Below are 16,124 nucleotides of genomic sequence, written 5' to 3'. Positions count from 1 at the left end.
ACGCGCGGGGGCGATCGACCGTGCCGCAATGCGGCCGGAACGCGATCGATGATCTCTGTGCGGAAGCGGGAAAAGCCGCGGTGGGCACGTCGATGCGGTCGAGGACCGGTGGTTGGATCTCAGATGGAGAGCGCCACCGGCCAATTCAAGAGACCGGCATCCGGGGGAGCCGGGGAAGGCGTCGGCCGGGCTCAGCGGCCCGGCCGTATCGTTGCGCGGCGCCGGTTCAGGCACTCGCGCCCGCATCGCCGGCCGCGCGGTCCGCATAGATGTAGAGCGGACGCGCATTCTGCTCGACGACCTCCTTGCTGATGACCACCTCCTCGACCCCTTCGAGGCCGGGCAGGTCGAACATCGTGTCGAGGAGAATGCCTTCCATGATGGAACGCAGGCCACGGGCGCCGGTCTTGCGCTCGATCGCCTTGCGGGCGATGGCGCCCAGCGCTTCCTCATGGATCGACAGCTCGACATTCTCCATTTCGAACAGGCGCTGATACTGCTTGACCAGCGCGTTCTTCGGCTCGGAGAGGATCTGCTTGAGCGCGGTCTCGTCGAGGTCGCCCAGCGTCGCGATCACCGGCAGACGACCGATGAACTCGGGGATCAGGCCGTACTTCAGCAGGTCCTCGGGCTCCACCTCGCGGAACACCTCGCCGGGGCGACGGTCTTCCGGCGGCGCCACCTTCGCCCCGAAGCCGATGGACGTGCCGCCCATGCTGCGCGAGGAGATGATCTTGTCCAGCCCGGCGAAGGCGCCGCCGCAGATGAACAGGATGTTGGTGGTGTCGACCTGGAGGAACTCCTGCTGGGGATGCTTGCGCCCGCCCTGCGGCGGCACGGAGGCAACCGTGCCTTCCATGATCTTCAGCAGCGCCTGCTGCACGCCCTCGCCCGACACGTCGCGGGTGATGGACGGGTTGTCCGACTTGCGGCTGATCTTGTCGATCTCGTCGATATAGACGATGCCGCGCTGCGCGCGCTCGACATTGTAGTCGGCCGACTGAAGCAGCTTGAGGATGATGTTCTCGACATCCTCGCCGACATAGCCGGCCTCGGTCAGGGTCGTCGCGTCCGCCATGGTGAAGGGCACGTCGAGGATGCGGGCCAGCGTCTGCGCGAGCAGCGTCTTGCCCGAGCCGGTCGGCCCGATCAGCATGATGTTGGACTTGGCGAGCTCGACATCGCCGTTCTTGGTCGCGTGGTTCAGGCGCTTGTAGTGGTTGTGCACCGCCACCGAAAGCACGCGCTTGGCATGAAACTGGCCGATCACGTAATCGTCCAGCACCTTGCAGATTTCCTTCGGGGTGGGAATCCCGTCGCGGGACTTCACCAGCGAGGACTTGTTCTCTTCGCGGATGATGTCCATGCACAGCTCGACGCATTCATCGCAGATGAACACGGTGGGTCCGGCAATAAGCTTGCGGACCTCGTGCTGGCTCTTGCCGCAGAACGAGCAATAAAGGGTATTCTTGCTGTCGCCGCCGCCAACCTTGCTCATGCGTCTCTCCGTCCGCTCGGCGGGCCAGGGGAAGCTGGACCCGCCTCAGTCTCGCAGGCCGCCGCGGGCCTCCAAGTGGGGAGAAACGCGACGGTCCCAATAGGGCCGTCTAAAGGAAGCGACTTGAGGGTCGACCCGTAGAGCCAGCCAAGCATGGCTGGCGCGCATCGATCAAGAAGGCAATCGCGCCGTCCCCGCTTTCGAGACGCCCCGCTGCCCCATTATTAACCCTGTCGCGCCTCCCGCTGAATATTTCGTCATTCCGTCATGCAAGCGCGATACCGCATCGCACGCAAGAGCCTGTTTCCGGGCACCGTGCCGCATCCCTAATATAGGGACACGGCACGAATTCCCAAACACGCCGCCCGATCAGGGCTTCGCGCTGAGGTCGTCCGGGCGCCGATCGATGACATTATCGATAAGACCGAAGGACTTGGCGGCCTCGGAGGTCATGAAATTGTCGCGCTCGAGGGCGTCCTCGACCGCCTGAAGCGACTGGCCGGTGTGCTTCACATAGATTTCATTCAGCCGCTTCTTCAGGCTTTCGACTTCCTTGGCGTGGATCAGGATGTCCGTCACCTGGCCCTGGAAGCCGCCGGAAGGCTGATGCACCATGATTCGAGCGTTGGGCAGCGCGAAGCGCATGTCCTTCTCGCCGGCGGTCAGCAGCAGCGAGCCCATGGAGGCCGCCTGGCCGATGCACAGCGTCGAGACCGCCGGCTTGATGAACTGCATCGTGTCGTAGATCGCCAGCCCCGACGTCACAACTCCGCCGGGGGAGTTGATGTACATCGAGATTTCCTTCTTCGGGTTCTCGGCTTCGAGGAACAGCAGCTGCGCGACCATCAGGGTCGACATGTTGTCCTCGACCGGGCCGGTCAGGAAGATGATGCGCTCCTTGAGGAGGCGCGAATAGATGTCATAGGAACGCTCGCCCCGATTGGTCTGTTCGACCACCATCGGGACCAGATAGTTCATGTACGTATCGATCGGGTCACGCATCTCAAGGTCCTCGGCGGGCCAATGCCCTTCCTGGCGGGTGGGGCCCATGCCTCCGCCCACGAATCCATTCCCCCAACATAATGGGAAAGCGCGTACCTACCAGCCCGGCGGGCCATAAAGCCGCGGGCGGGGCCGCGTCCCCTGTGTACAGAGAGACGCATCCCCGCCCGCGAAACGGCGCCGCTGTCGGTCAGGATCAGGCCTTGTCGGCCTCGTCCTCGGCATAGAGCTCCTCGCGGCTCACCGGCTTCTCGGTCACCTTGGCCTGCTCCAGCAGGAAGTCCACGACCTTCTCCTCGAAGATCGGCGCGCGCAGCGAGGCGAGAGCCTGCGCATTGCTGCGGTAGAACTCCCACACCTGCTGTTCCTGGCCGGGGAACTGGCGGGCGCGCTCGACGACGGCGCGGGTCACTTCGTCGTCGGTGACCTGGATGTTGTTCTTCTCGCCGATTTCCGCAAGCACGAGGCCGAGGCGCACGCGGCGCTTGGCGATCTTCTCGTAGTCGGCGCGCGCGGCTTCCTCGGTGGTGTCCTCGTCGGCGAAGCTGCGCTTCTGCGCCTCCATCTCCGAAGTTACCTGGTTCCAGATGCCGTCGAATTCCTGCTGGGCGAGGGTCGGCGGCACGTCGAACTGGTGCAGTTCGTCGAGCGCGTCGAGCAGCTTGCGCTTGGCCTTGGCGCGGCTCGCCGAATTGTGCTCCTGCGCGATGCGGCTCTTCACCTGCTCCTTGAGCGCCTCAAGGCTGTCCATGCCGAGCGTCTTGGCGAACTCGTCATCGACGGTCAGTTCGCCGGGCGCCTCGATCTTGGTGGCCTTGGTCTCGAACTCGGCATCCTTGCCGGCGAGGTGCGGGGCCTGATACTCGGCCGGGAACGTCACCTTCACGGTGCGAGTCTCGTCCGGCGCGATACCGACCAGCTGCTCCTCGAAGCCGGGGATGAAGCTGCCCGAGCCGAGCACCAGCGGCACGTCCTCGGCGCTGCCGCCCTCGAACTTCTCGCCGTCGATCGAACCGACGAAGGAGATGGTGACGCGGTCGCCGTTCTCGGCGGCGCCTTCCTTGTCGCTGAACGGGCGGTTGGCCTCGGCGATCTTGGAGACCGCCTCGTCGACCTCGGCATCGGTCACGGCGAGCACCGGCTTCTCAAGCGAGATGGTGGAGAAGTCGCCAAGCGTGATGGCCGGCAGCACTTCGAGGTTCACCGTGTAGGACAGGTCGGCGCGGCCCTCGATCACCTCGTTCACGGCCGCCTCGTCCTGCGGCAGCTCGACCTTGGGCTGCATGGCGAGCTTGAAGCCGTTGTCGTCGATGATCTTGGTGTTGGCCTCGTTCACCGCCTGGTCGATGACCTCGGCGAGAACCGACTTGCCATACATGCGCTTGAGATGCGCGACCGGCACCTTGCCGGGACGGAAGCCGTTGATCCGCACCTTGTCCTTCATCTCGGAGAGGCGGGCATTGGCCTTGGCGTCGAGTTCGGCGGCCGGCAGCACCACGCGATATTCGCGCTTGAGACCTTCGGCGAGGAGTTCGGTGACCTGCATGTCTTCGGCCTTCGTCTTTAGTGCCGCGGGCGCGGCGTCTAGGAATATCGGTTGCGAGATATCGCGCCGCGCGAGCGTCGCAATCCTCGACGGTGAAATTTCGGTCGGAGGGCGTCGGGCGTCGTGGCGTGTCTGGTGCGGGCGGAGGGACTCGAACCCCCACATCTTGCGACACTGGAACCTAAATCCAGCGCGTCTACCAGTTCCGCCACGCCCGCGAAACGCGCCGGCACCATCGCTCATCGCAACGGCGCACGGGCGCGCGCACCCGAGAAAGATGCCGCCAGCCGGGTGCGGGCTTATAGCACGGCGATGACGCTGCGCCAGTCCAAAATGAGGCCCGCGCCGCACGGTTTCGCGAGGGTTGGCGGCGTTTGGCGCCGCCTGCCGGGTCCCCGCGCACGCTCCACGTCCGCCGCGACACGGGCGCGGCGGCGACCGGGACGGCGATCGAGGCGAACTGAGTCGCGTTCAGCCCCGAACGCCGAGCCGGCCATAGAGCGCGGCATAGACCGGGCGCAGCGCGTCGATCAGGTCGTCCGCCACCAGCCCCGGCCCGGCCACCCTCGCCGCCTCGCCGTGGAGCCACACCGCCGCGCACGCCGCCTCGAACGGCGCCACACCCTGGGACAGCAGCCCGCCGGCAATGCCCGCGAGCACGTCGCCGGCTCCGGCGGTCGCCAGCCAGGGCGGGGCATTGGCGGCGATCGAGGCGCGCCCGTCCGGCGCGGCGACCACGGTATCGGGGCCTTTCAGGATGACGACCGCGCCCACCAGCGCGGCCCCTGCCCGCGCCCGCGCCAGCTTTGACGGGGCGCCGAGCACGTCGTCGCGGCCGGCGAACAGCCGCGCGAACTCGCCGTCATGGGGCGTCAGGATGGCGCCGGGCGAAGCGGCGATGACCGACGCCAACGCCTCCGCCTCGCCCTTGAAGCTGGTGATGAGGTCGGCATCGAGCACGAGGTGGCGCGCGCGCGCCACCTCCAGCTTGTCACGCGTCGCCGCCCCTACCCCGGCGCCGGGTCCGAGAATGACGGTGGTAAGCCGCCGATCCTCCAGCAGCGCCGCGAGCCCGGCGGCGTCCTCAACCGGACGCACCATCACCGCGGACAGGTTGGCGGCGTGGATCGCCAGCGCCTCCTGCGGGCAGGCCACCGTCACCAGCCCGGCCCCGGCGCGCAGCGCAGCGCGCGCGGAAAGCCGCGTCGCGCCGGTCGCCTGCGCCGGGCCGGACACGGCGACGAGGTGGCCCCGGTCATATTTGTGGCCATCGACGCGCGGCACCGGGAAGGCCGCCTGCCATAGCGCCGGTGCGTTCTCGAACGTGCGGGGGCCAATCTCGTCCAGCACATCGGGGGAGATCCCGATATCGGCAACCGTCAGCGTGCCGCCATGCAGCCGCCCCGGCAGCAGCAGGTGGCCGGGCTTCGGCCGAAAGAAGGTCACGCTCTCCACGGCCTGGATCGCGGCCCCGCGCACGGCGCCGGTGGCGCCGTCGATCCCCGATGGCAGGTCGACCGCGACCACCGGAATGCCGCTGGCGTCCACCCGCTCCACCAGATCCCGCGCCGCGCCATCGAGATCGCGCGCGAGGCCGGCGCCGTAGAGCGCATCGATGATGACATCGCCGGCAAGGGCCGCCTCACGCGCGGACAGCACCGGGCCGCTCCAGCGCGCGGCCATGTCGGCGGCATCGCCTCGCAGCGCCGCGCGCTCGCCGAGCAAGGCGAGCGTGACCCGGTAGCCCTGCCCCGCCAGCAGCCGCGCCGCGACAAAGCCGTCGCCGCCATTATTGCCCGGCCCGCACAGCGCCAGCACCCGCCCTGCCGGCGGGCAGCGCAGCGCCACGGCGCGGGCGACGGCCGCACCTGCGCGCTCCATCAGGGCAAGGCCCGGCACGCCGCCGCCGATCGTCAGCGCGTCCGCGCGCGCCATTTCCTTCGGGTCGAGCAATTCCATGCCCCACCATCCCGCCACCGCTGCGCCTTGCCAAGCCCGCGCCCGCCGCGTCGGAAGGCCGCGACGTTACCTTGCTACCTTAAAACGTCACCGGAAGGTCGAATGCACAATTTTCACGCGACCCAGGAGCTGCCACCGCGATAGAAAATGCCTATTTTTCGACCAATATGCCCACAAGATAATCATACTCGAAATTCGCTAGGGGGAAGGCCGGATTTTCCCTCTCGCAAGAAGCTGATATCGCGCTATTTTCAAGCCGACGAAGACGTTTGGCATGGGTTCTGCTTCATGGCGGCTCGGCTCGACAGGGCGTCGCGGATCGTCGGGTCAGGGAGACGAGATGAAATGAAGAAGATCGAGGCCATCATTAAGCCCTTCAAGCTGGACGAAGTGAAGGAGGCGCTGCAGGAAGTTGGCCTGCAGGGCATCACCGTCACCGAAGCCAAGGGCTTCGGCCGGCAGAAAGGGCATACCGAACTCTATCGCGGTGCCGAATACGTGGTGGATTTCCTGCCCAAGGTGAAGATCGAGGTCGTCGTCGGCGACGAGATGGTGGAAACCGCGATCGATGCCATTCGTCGCGCCGCCCAGACCGGGCGCATCGGCGACGGCAAGATCTTCGTGTCGAACATCGAAGAGGCCATCCGCATCCGCACCGGCGAGTCCGGCGTCGACGCCATCTGAGGCGTCGCGGAACCGGCGTGGCGGGCCCCGCGCACGCGTGGCACGCACGCCGGGCGCGGCATCGATACCGGCCGCTTCCAGCCTGCATCTGCCGCCCGGGTGATGTCGCCCGGGCGTCGATAGCCGGCTTCCCCCTTATCAGCACCTGAATTTGCGCGCTGCACCGCGAGAGCGATGCGGCGCGCATGTTGTTCAAACTCCGCCTTGCTCGTATGGTCCGCGCGACGATGCGCGACGCCATTGTCACGCGGCGCACGTCCCGCCATAGGCTTGGGAGTTCACCTGCCCAGCACAGGGCAGAATGGCAAGAAAGGCACGATTAAAATGACGACGGCCAAGGACGTAATGAAGCTCATCAAAGAGAACGACGTCAAATACGTCGATCTCCGCTTCACCGATCCCCGCGGAAAGTGGCAGCATGTCACTTTCGATATCACGATGGTCGACGAGGACTTCTTTGCCGAGGGCCAGGCATTCGACGGTTCGTCCATCGCCGGCTGGAAGGCGATCAACGAATCCGACATGCATCTGCAGCCGGATCTTGAAACCTGCTGCATTGATCCGTTCTTCTCCGAGACCACCCTCGTCGTGGTCTGCGACGTGCTGGAGCCGACCACGGGCGAGCCCTATAGCCGCGACCCGCGCGGCATCGCCAAGAAGGCGGAAGCCTATGTGAAGAGCACCGGCATCGGCGACACCGTGTTCTTCGGCCCGGAAGCCGAGTTCTTCATCTTCGACGACGTGCGCTTCAAGGCCGACCCGTACAATACCGGCTTCAAGCTGGATTCGTCGGAACTGCCGACCAACAGCGACACCGAGTACGAAGGCGGCAATCTCGGCCACCGCGTGCGCACCAAGGGCGGCTATTTCCCGGTCCCGCCGGTGGACAGCGCGCAGGACATGCGCGGCGAAATGCTCGCGGCCATGGCCCGCATGGGCGCCAAGGTCGAGAAGCACCATCACGAGGTCGCTTCCGCACAGCACGAGCTCGGCCTGAAGTTCGGCCCGCTGGTCACGATGGCCGACCACCTGCAGATCTACAAGTACTGCATCCATCAGGTCGCCAACATCTATGGCAAGACCGCGACCTTCATGCCGAAGCCGATCTTCGGCGACAACGGCTCGGGCATGCATGTCCATCAGTCGATCTGGAAGGAAGGCAAGCCTTTGTTTGCCGGCAACAAGTATGCCGACCTCTCGGATTACTGCCTGTGGTACATTGGCGGCATCATCAAGCACGCCAAGTCGCTGAACGCCTTCACCAACCCGCTCACCAACTCCTACAAGCGTCTGGTGCCGGGCTATGAGGCCCCCGTGCTGCTCGCCTATTCGGCGCGCAACCGCTCGGCCTCCTGCCGCATCCCCTACACCACCTCGCCGAAGGCCAAGCGTCTTGAGGTCCGCTTCCCCGATCCGGGCGCGAACCCCTACCTCGCCTTCGCCGCGATGCTGATGGCGGGCATGGACGGCATCCTGAACAAGATCGATCCCGGCCAGGCGATGGACAAGGACCTCTACGACCTGCCCCCGCGCGAACTGAAGAAGATCCCGACGGTGTGCGGCTCGCTGCGCGAGGCTCTCTCCTCGCTTGACAAGGATCGCGACTACCTCAAGAAGGGCGGCGTCTTCGACGACGACTTCATCAACGCCTATATCGACCTCAAGATGACCGAGGTTGCGCGCTTCGAAATGACGCCGCACCCGGTCGAGTTCGAGATGTACTACTCCGTCTGATCCCTTCAGGAGCGGACCCGCGAAAGGGCGCCTTCGGGCGCCCTTTTTGCGTTCTGGCCCGAGCCGGTTCCGATCGATCGACAGCTCGGCCGGACCAACGGACGGCGCTCTACCGCGCGCGGCGATCCTGCCGCGGGAATGCGCCGGAGGGAGAGATCGGCACCACCGTGGCGCTGTCGGCTGCCTCGAACAGTTCGACGCGGTTGCGCCCCAGTGCCTTGGCGCGATAGAGCGCGATATCGGCCCGCGCCATCAGCGGCCCCACGCTGTCGGGAAAACCGCCGGGGGGCATCTCGCCACAGGCGACGCCGATGCTCACCGTGCCGTCGATCCCCTCCATGCCGAGCCGATGGGCGTTGTGCCGGAAGACCTGTCGGATCCGCTCGGCGCCCGCAAGCGCGGCCTCGGCGCCGGCGTCGGGCATCAGCACGCCGAACTCCTCGCCGCCGATCCGCGCCACGATGTCGCCGGCGCGCACCGTGGCGCGCAGCACGTCGGCGAACAGCACCAGCAGCCGGTCGCCGCCGGCATGGCCGTGCCGGTCGTTGACCGCCTTGAAGCGGTCGAGGTCGAGCGCGAGCAGCGCCACCATCCCGCCGGGGTGGCACACTTGCACCGAGCGCGCCATGAAGCCGCGCCGGTTCAGCAGGCCGGTCAGTTCGTCGATCATGGAAGCATGCTGCAGGCTGAGTTCGCGGCGCTCGCGCACCAGCGCGACGACGGTGAAGCTCATGATCATCAGAAAGGCGAGCCATTCATGCGTGTACCAGGCCAGATACGGGTCGCGCAGCAGCATGCCGGTGCGGCTCGTATTATCGCCGACATCGCCCACGATCAGCGGGCGCAGCAGCACCAGACACATATGGCCGACGATGACCGCGATCGCCGCGGTGCGCGCGATCATGCGTTCGGCGCGGCCCCGCCACAGCTCATGGACCGCGCAGCCCATGACCAGGGCCATCATGACGGAGAGCAGGATGGTGCGGTTGAACACCGACGAATGGAACAGCGGCAGCTGGCACAGCGCGATCCAGGCCAGCGGCACGCCGATGATGGCGAACCAGACCGGAAGCCGGCGCTCAAAGGCACGAAAGCCGGTCCAGGCAACCGCCGCCGCCAGCAGCACCACAGCGTTCGCCAGTTCGATGGACACGAAGTCCGGCAGCGTGCCGCGACCGATGAGCCCGCCCAGGCCCAGGATCACCAGCACCAGCGCGGCGCCCCACCAGCCCAGCGCGGGCTCCTCCCGCATGAACAGCCAGGAGAACAGAATGACGCCCGCCAACACCACCATGATGAAGGTGGCGAAGTACCAGACCGTCATCGCATCATAGAACATTTCCGATCGCCCGGTTCGAACTCCCTGGGCACGGCCCGCCCGAGCCCTACGCGACGTCGCGGATACGTGCCGCCCCGCATAGTGTTCGGTCGCAATCGGCGCTCCATTCCCTACCGGGTCGCTACCCGGCACGAAATGGATACGCGACCCGCGCAGAAAGAAAAAGGCCAGCATGGTTGCAACATGCCCGGCCCTCCGCGGGCACGCGGATCAGCCACCCGCGCGCTAGGCGATCCGGGTGTCATCCGCCTCCACCCGGTCGCGTCCGGACGCCTTTGCGACATAGAGCGCGGCGTCGGCGCGGGTCAGCAGCAGGTCCAGCCGCGCCTGCGCGATGGCGGGCGCGGCCGTCGGCTGAAGCTGCGCGTGGGCGATCCCGATGCTCACCGTCGCCGCCAGCCGCGCGCCGCCCTCGCCATGGGTAAGCCGCGCGCTCTCGTCGCGGAACGCGGCACAGAATTTTTCCGCGCGGGTGCGGACCGTCGCCGGATCGAGCCCGTGCAGCAGTGCCGCGAACTCCTCGCCACCCATGCGCCCGATCACGCCGCGCCCGAGTTCGCTCGCGTCCAGCACCTGCCCGAAAGCGCGCAGCACGCGGTCGCCCGCCGCGTGGCCGTGGCGGTCGTTGACCTGTTTGAAATGATCGATATCCAGCAGCGCGACCGAGATCGCGCCCCCTCCCCCGCAGGCGGCGATGGCCCGTTCGTGGAAGCCCCGGCGATTCGGCAGCCCGGTCAGTTCGTCGACCTGCGCGGCGCGGCGCAGATCGAATTCCGAGCGCTCGCGAACCATGAGCAGCAGCATGAAGCTCGCCAGCAGCAGTCCGGACATGCCGGTGAGTCCGAACCATGCCGCCGCGCTGGAACTGATGATGGGCACGCCATGCGAACTATCGGCGCCCCACATCAGTACGGCGCGCGCCAGATGCAGCCCGACCATGAGCACCAGCGTGCACCGCAGTCCCCAGCGGCCGATCCCCCTGCTGTCCTTCACCCGTTCAAGGTCGAGCGCCCCCAGCGCCAGCAGCGTGGCCGCTATCAGCGAGAACAGGCAGATGCGGACATGGATCGATGCGATGAACGCGGGAAACAGGCACAGCGCCATCCACAGCGCCGGCGCATACAGAACCTGATGCCAGTTCAGCGGAAGGCCGGCGAACTGGCGTACGCCCACCCGCATCAAGCCGTAGCTGATGAACAGCAGCGCGTTGCCGATCAGGATGACCCAGAATTCCGGCAGATGACCGCGCAGCAGGATGACGACCAGGCCGAGAACCTGGAACAGCACGCCCATGCCCCAATAGGCGAGCGAACGCTCGCGAGGGCTGGCCAGCCAGGCGAGATTCATTGCGATGGCAGCCAGAACGGCGACCATCGTAACGATGACCCACAAGGTCCAGGGATCCAATCGCATCCAACAACCGGAAATCCCCGGCTCCCGCCAAGGCTTTCGCCCGCCATGCGATGCAGCATAACCCTGCTCATGCAAAAGGGGCAGGCCTTGCGGCCTGCCCCTCTCGATTTGGTCGTATAAAAACGATCAGCGCTTCGAGAACTGGAAGCTGCGGCGGGCCTTGGCCTTGCCGTACTTCTTGCGCTCGACGACGCGCGAGTCGCGGGTCAGGAAGCCGCCCTTCTTGAGCGGGCCACGCAGCTCGGGCTCATAATAGGTGAGCGCGCGCGAGATGCCGTGGCGCAGCGCGCCAGCCTGACCGGAGAGACCGCCGCCGGAGACGGTGCACACAACGTCATACTGACCAGCGCGCGAGGCAGCGCCGAAGGGCTGGTTGATGATCATGCGCAGCACCGGACGGGCGAAATACACCTCAAGGGTGCGCTCGTTGACGGTGATCTTGCCGGTGCCGGGACGGATCCACACGCGGGCAACGGCGTTCTTGCGCTTGCCGGTAGCGTAGGCGCGGCCGAACTTGTCCAGCTTCTGGACGTGCTTGGGCGCGTCGTCGGCCTGGGTCTTCAGGGCTTCGAGCCCGTCGAGCGACTTGAGCTCGGCCATATCAGTTCCCCACATTCTTGCGGTTGAGCGCGGCGACGTCGAGCACTTCCGGCTGCTGGGCCTCGTGCGGGTGGCTGGCGCCCTTGTAGACACGCAGATTGCCCATCAGCTTGCGGCCGAGCGGGCCGCGGGCGAGCATGCGCTCGACCGCCTTCTCCACCACGCGCTCCGGGAAACGGCCTTCGAGGATGAACTTCGCAGTCCGCTCCTTGATGCCGCCGGGGAAGCCGGTATGGTGGTAATAGACCTTGTCGTCGCGCTTGGCGCCGGTCAGCACCACCTTCTCCGCGTTGATGACGACAATGTTGTCGCCGCAATCGACGTGGGGGGTGTAGATCGGCTTGTGCTTGCCCTTGAGGCGCATCGCGATGATGGTCGCGAGACGACCGACCACGAGGCCGGTGGCGTCGATCACGAACCACTTCTTCTCAATATCGGCGGGTTTTGCCGAAAACGTCTTCATGAGACCATTCCATATGCGAGAGACATGCAGCCTCTCGCGGCCGCATTTCACTTGGACGCGGCTTCTACGCGAAGCGGCGCGCAACGTCAATGCGTACATATCCGAAATATACGATATAAATCAAATACTTACAAAGTTGGTACTTTAATACCCGCAAATAAGTGCCTCAAATCACTCGCGGCGGGATCGAATAGGTCGTTACAGCGTGGGCGTACAGCTCCTCCTCGCCCTCGGTCGCGGATGGATCACCCCCCTCGGGGCGGGGCGCGCGCAGCGCCACCTCGCACACGGCGAGCCTCTGGCCGAGCTTCAGCAGGCCGGCATCGGCGATGATCGCGCCGGGCGCGGGCTTGCGCAGGAAGTTGATCGAGAAATTGGTGGTGACCGCCAGCGGCACCGGGCCGATCGCCGCCAGTATCGCGGCATAGGCGGCGATGTCGGCCAGCCCCATCATCGCCGGGCCGGAGACGGTGGCGCCAGGCCGCAGATGCTCCTCGCCCGCCTCCAGCTTCAGGCTGATTCCGCTGGCGTCGACCCGCACTACCTCGTGCACGCGCCCCGGCCCGAACGCCTGCGGAAACTCCTTCACCAGATAGGCCTGCAATTCCCCGGCACTCATCCGCATGGCGGCGCCTCCCTGTCTTTGTTTCGCCGCTGCATTAGGCCGCGCGGCCGGCCGGCCCGCACGCCAATAGTTTTGATGCCGTCCCCGCACCATATTGATGGAAACGGCACGTCCGCGCAGGAGACCATTCGCATGACCGCTCACCTCGATCACGATCATTACGACGACGCCACCATCGCCGGCTGGCTCGGCCGGGTCCGCACCATCGCCGTGGTCGGCGCCAGCCCCAATCCAGCGCGACCGAGCCATGGCGTGGCGCGCTACCTCGCCGCGCGCGGCTACCGGGTCATCGCGATCAACCCCGGCCAGGCGGGCCGCGACATTGCCGGGCTGCCGACCTATGCCCGCCTCGCGGATGTGCCCGAGCCGATCGACATGGTGGACGTGTTCCGCGCGCCCGAATATCTCGGCGCTGTCGTCGATGAGGCGCTCGCCCTCTCCCCGCGCCCGAAGCTGATCTGGGGCCAGCTCGGCGTGCGCGACGATGCCGCCGCGGCCAAGGCGGAGGCGGCCGGCGTCGCGGTGATCATGGACCGCTGCCCGGCCATCGACATCCCCCGGCTCGGCGTCGCCACCCCTGCCTGAGGGCGCTCAGAACCGATAGCCGATCAGCACCATGGCCGAGGGCTGGAAGGCCTCCTGCACCACGGGGCTGTCGGCCACGTCGCCGAGCAGATAGCCGAGCCCGATTTCGCCGCGCACCAGCCAGTGCTCGGTCACGGCATAGGTCGCCGACAGGTCGAGATCGACGCGCTTGAAGCCGGCGCCGATCTCGTATTGCGGCAGGCCCGAGCGGGCCGCCTGCAGCGGCGTGACGCCGAAATAGGCCTCCATATAATTCTCGTCGGCCCAGGTGGTGGAGAGATCGGCCGAGAGGTGGAACCGGCCGGCCTCATGGGCGAGCTTGACGCCGAGCCTAGCCTGCATCCCGTCACTGCCGCCGATGATGCGCTCCAGCGAGCCGTAAAACTCCGCCGGCCCCATCTCATAGGTCAGCGTGGCGCCGACCACGCCGCCGACATCGATATCGCCCAGCCCGCGCAGATGATCGGAATCATCCTCCTTGCGGCCGGTGTCATAGCCGACCTGCCCGCTGAGCCCGAGCGCGCCGAGGCTGTAGAGATTGACCGACACCTCGCGTGGATCGACCTTCACATGCTCGCCGAGCGTCGCGGTGACGAAGGGGATCGGCTGGACATCGAATTCGTCCGACCCTTCATATTTCGGCGCGATCAGCGCCCCGCCGCCCAGCACCACGTTCCACTCGGCGAGCTTCTCGCCCACGAACATCAGGCTGCCGGGCGCGGCGGGAGAGAGGAACATGCCCGGATCGGCGGCATCGGTCCGGGACGGGTCGGTGGCGAGTGCCGGCGTGAGCATCAGGATGCATCCGGCAAGCGGCAGGCCGAGGCGGCCGGCAGTCTCATAGCGCATGAAGGTCTCGCGGCTGAGCGGGAGCGCGTCCGCTCGGGACGGCGTCCGGGGGAATGGCTCAACCAGATGCCCAAGCCGAACATGGCCGGCACCGTCAGCTTCGCGAATGCGCCATTTTCTTCGTGAAACCGGCCGCGCGCCCCGCATTCCGTCGCCAAACATGCGCGAATTCGCGAATGTGCAGGCGCGCAACTGCCGGGGCTCCGGTGGATAACGGACTTGCGTTACCGCGCACGGCTATGGTTGCGTGCCGGCGAACAGTCCCGACTGAGGGGACGTGGAGAGCGCCATGACCGACACGCCCGACGCCAACAATCCCGCCATCCCCGGCTTCGCCACCCTCGCCGTCCATGCCGGCGCGCAGCCGGACCCCACCACCAAGGCGCGGGTGACGCCGATCTACCAGACCACATCCTTCGTGTTCGAGGATGTCGACCAGGCCGCGGCGCTATTCGGCCTGCAGGCGTTCGGCAACATCTACACGCGCATCACCAACCCCACGACGGCGGTTCTGGAAGAGCGCGTCGCGGCGCTGGAAGGCGGCACCGCCGCGCTGGCGGTGGCGTCCGGCCACGCCGCCCAGCTTCTCACCTTCCAGACCCTGCTGATGCCCGGTGACGAGTTCGTCGCCTCCAACAAGCTCTATGGCGGCTCGGTCAACCAGTTCAACCATGCCTTCAAGAGCTTCGGCTGGAACGTGGTGTGGGCCGATGGCGATGATCCCGAATCCTTCGCCCGCGCGGTCTCCCCCCGCACCAAGGCGATCTTCATCGAATCGATCGCCAATCCCGGCGGCGTGGTCACCGATATCGAGGGAATCTCGAAGGTCGCGCGCCGTGCCGGCGTGCCGCTCATCGTCGACAACACGCTGGCCACCCCCTACCTGATCCGCCCGATCGAGCACGGCGCCGACATCGTGGTGCATTCGGCCACCAAGTTCCTCGGGGGCCATGGCAATTCGATCGGCGGCATCATCGTGGATGCCGGAACGTTCAACTGGCTGCGCGATGCGCGCTATCCCATGCTGTCGCAGCCGCGCCCGGAATATAACGGCATGGTGCTGGGCGAAGCCTTCGGCAATTTCGCCTTCGCCATCGCCGCCCGCGTGCTCGGCCTGCGTGATCTCGGCCCGGCGCTCTCGCCGTTCAACGCCTTCCTGCTGCTCACCGGCATCGAGACCCTGCCGCTCCGCATGCAGCGCCATTGCGAGAATGCGCGCGCGGTGGCCGGCTTCCTGTCCGATCATCCCAAGGTGGAATGGGTGAGCTATCCCGGCCTGCCGGGCGACCGCTATTACAACCTCGCCCAGCGCTACCTGCCCAAGGGCGCGGGCGCGGTGTTCACCTTCGGCGTGCAGGGCGGCTATGAGGCGGGCGCCGCGCTGGTGTCGCGCGTCCGGCTGTTCTCCCATCTCGCCAATGTCGGCGACACCCGATCGCTGATCATCCACCCGGCCTCGACCACGCACCGGCAATTGTCGGACGTCCAGAAGACCGCCGCCGGGGCGGGACCGGACGTGATCCGCATCTCGGTCGGCATCGAGGATGTCGCCGACATCATCGCCGATCTGGAACAGGCGCTCGCCGGAATCTGAGCCCGGCCAAACCCTTGGAAAACGAGGCGCGCGGAGCCCTTCCGCGCGCCTTGTCGTTTTCCGCCGGACCCGCGCCCCGCGAATCGTGAATGAAATATGAGCGCGTCATGCGGGCGGCGCAGGTCTGGAATGCAGTATATTTCCTACTGTTTGGGCAGGGTGTCGAATATATAGGCACCAGGATGATTAACGGGCGTGCAGCTACGACGTGGCCGCGATCCGTTGCCTTAAAC

The 16,124-nt window shown here is 66.4% G+C and carries 14 protein-coding genes and 1 tRNA gene; 4 read left to right on the top strand and 11 right to left on the bottom strand.

All coding sequences use genetic code 11. The annotated features are described in order from the left end of the window. Window positions 1-226: 226 nt before the first annotated feature. From clpX to MKI84_RS00365, 5 genes are all read right to left on the bottom strand, one after another. On the bottom strand, window positions 227-1,498 hold the full coding sequence (gene clpX, locus MKI84_RS00385) for an ATP-dependent Clp protease ATP-binding subunit ClpX (RefSeq protein WP_241615999.1): 1,272 nt from the start codon (window positions 1,496-1,498) through the stop codon (window positions 227-229). A 369-nt stretch (window positions 1,499-1,867) separates the two neighbouring features. After that, window positions 1,868-2,500 (bottom strand): ATP-dependent Clp protease proteolytic subunit, encoded by a 633-nt coding sequence (locus MKI84_RS00380; protein ID WP_241615998.1) that lies wholly within the window; start codon window positions 2,498-2,500, stop codon window positions 1,868-1,870. A gap of 196 nt (window positions 2,501-2,696) precedes the next feature. Next, window positions 2,697-4,046, bottom strand: a complete 1,350-nt coding sequence (gene tig / locus MKI84_RS00375) for a trigger factor (protein ID WP_241615997.1) — start codon at window positions 4,044-4,046, stop codon at window positions 2,697-2,699. Between the two features lie 133 nt (window positions 4,047-4,179). Continuing rightward, window positions 4,180-4,264 (bottom strand) — tRNA-Leu (locus MKI84_RS00370). A gap of 253 nt (window positions 4,265-4,517) precedes the next feature. Continuing rightward, window positions 4,518-6,005 carry an NAD(P)H-hydrate dehydratase gene (locus tag MKI84_RS00365; protein ID WP_241615996.1) on the bottom strand — a complete coding sequence of 496 codons (1,488 nt, stop codon included), beginning with the start codon at window positions 6,003-6,005 and terminating at the stop codon, window positions 4,518-4,520. Window positions 6,006-6,350: 345 nt separating this feature from the next. Between MKI84_RS00365 and MKI84_RS00360 the strand changes: the two genes are divergently transcribed. Together MKI84_RS00360 and glnA are read left to right on the top strand one after the other, a co-directional pair. Next, window positions 6,351-6,689 (top strand): P-II family nitrogen regulator, encoded by a 339-nt coding sequence (locus tag MKI84_RS00360; RefSeq protein ID WP_213355983.1) that lies wholly within the window; start codon window positions 6,351-6,353, stop codon window positions 6,687-6,689. 324 nt (window positions 6,690-7,013) lie between these two features. Further along, window positions 7,014-8,423, top strand: a complete 1,410-nt coding sequence (glnA, locus tag MKI84_RS00355; RefSeq protein WP_241615995.1) for a type I glutamate--ammonia ligase — start codon at window positions 7,014-7,016, stop codon at window positions 8,421-8,423. Between the two features lie 109 nt (window positions 8,424-8,532). Here the strand turns inward: glnA and MKI84_RS00350 are convergent, their stop codons facing one another. The 5 genes from MKI84_RS00350 to MKI84_RS00330 form a co-directional block, all read right to left on the bottom strand. Next, window positions 8,533-9,762 carry a GGDEF domain-containing protein gene (locus MKI84_RS00350; protein ID WP_241615994.1) on the bottom strand — a complete coding sequence of 410 codons (1,230 nt, stop codon included), beginning with the start codon at window positions 9,760-9,762 and terminating at the stop codon, window positions 8,533-8,535. 225 nt (window positions 9,763-9,987) lie between these two features. Continuing rightward, window positions 9,988-11,154: a GGDEF domain-containing protein gene (locus tag MKI84_RS00345; protein ID WP_241615993.1), complete on the bottom strand. Its 1,167-nt coding sequence runs from the start codon at window positions 11,152-11,154 to the stop codon at window positions 9,988-9,990. A 147-nt stretch (window positions 11,155-11,301) separates the two neighbouring features. Beyond that, complete coding sequence (rpsI, locus tag MKI84_RS00340; RefSeq protein ID WP_241615992.1) at window positions 11,302-11,775, bottom strand: 30S ribosomal protein S9; 474 nt, start codon at window positions 11,773-11,775, stop codon at window positions 11,302-11,304. Window position 11,776: 1 nt separating this feature from the next. Then, complete coding sequence (gene rplM, locus MKI84_RS00335) at window positions 11,777-12,238, bottom strand: 50S ribosomal protein L13 (RefSeq protein ID WP_241615991.1); 462 nt, start codon at window positions 12,236-12,238, stop codon at window positions 11,777-11,779. Between the two features lie 166 nt (window positions 12,239-12,404). After that, the gene (locus MKI84_RS00330) at window positions 12,405-12,857 is read right to left on the bottom strand and encodes a PaaI family thioesterase (RefSeq protein WP_425353785.1); all 453 of its coding nucleotides are present in this window, start codon (window positions 12,855-12,857) and stop codon (window positions 12,405-12,407) included. A gap of 138 nt (window positions 12,858-12,995) precedes the next feature. Here MKI84_RS00330 and MKI84_RS00325 point away from each other — a divergent pair, with 138 nt between their 5' ends. Then, window positions 12,996-13,448 carry a CoA-binding protein gene (locus MKI84_RS00325; protein WP_241615989.1) on the top strand — a complete coding sequence of 151 codons (453 nt, stop codon included), beginning with the start codon at window positions 12,996-12,998 and terminating at the stop codon, window positions 13,446-13,448. Between the two features lie 6 nt (window positions 13,449-13,454). Here MKI84_RS00325 and MKI84_RS00320 read toward each other — a convergent pair whose 3' ends face one another. After that, complete coding sequence (locus tag MKI84_RS00320; RefSeq protein WP_241615988.1) at window positions 13,455-14,297, bottom strand: MipA/OmpV family protein; 843 nt, start codon at window positions 14,295-14,297, stop codon at window positions 13,455-13,457. A gap of 289 nt (window positions 14,298-14,586) precedes the next feature. Here MKI84_RS00320 and MKI84_RS00315 point away from each other — a divergent pair, with 289 nt between their 5' ends. Then, window positions 14,587-15,891, top strand: coding sequence for an O-acetylhomoserine aminocarboxypropyltransferase (locus MKI84_RS00315; RefSeq protein ID WP_241615987.1), 1,305 nt, complete (start codon window positions 14,587-14,589; stop codon window positions 15,889-15,891). Window positions 15,892-16,124: the final 233 nt, after the last annotated feature.

This window comes from Ancylobacter gelatini, assembly GCF_022601675.1.
In the GTDB taxonomy this organism is placed as follows: domain Bacteria; phylum Pseudomonadota; class Alphaproteobacteria; order Rhizobiales; family Xanthobacteraceae; genus Ancylobacter; species Ancylobacter gelatini.
Note: the sequence above shows the minus strand (reverse complement) of the source record. Positions and strands in the feature narration are given on the sequence as shown.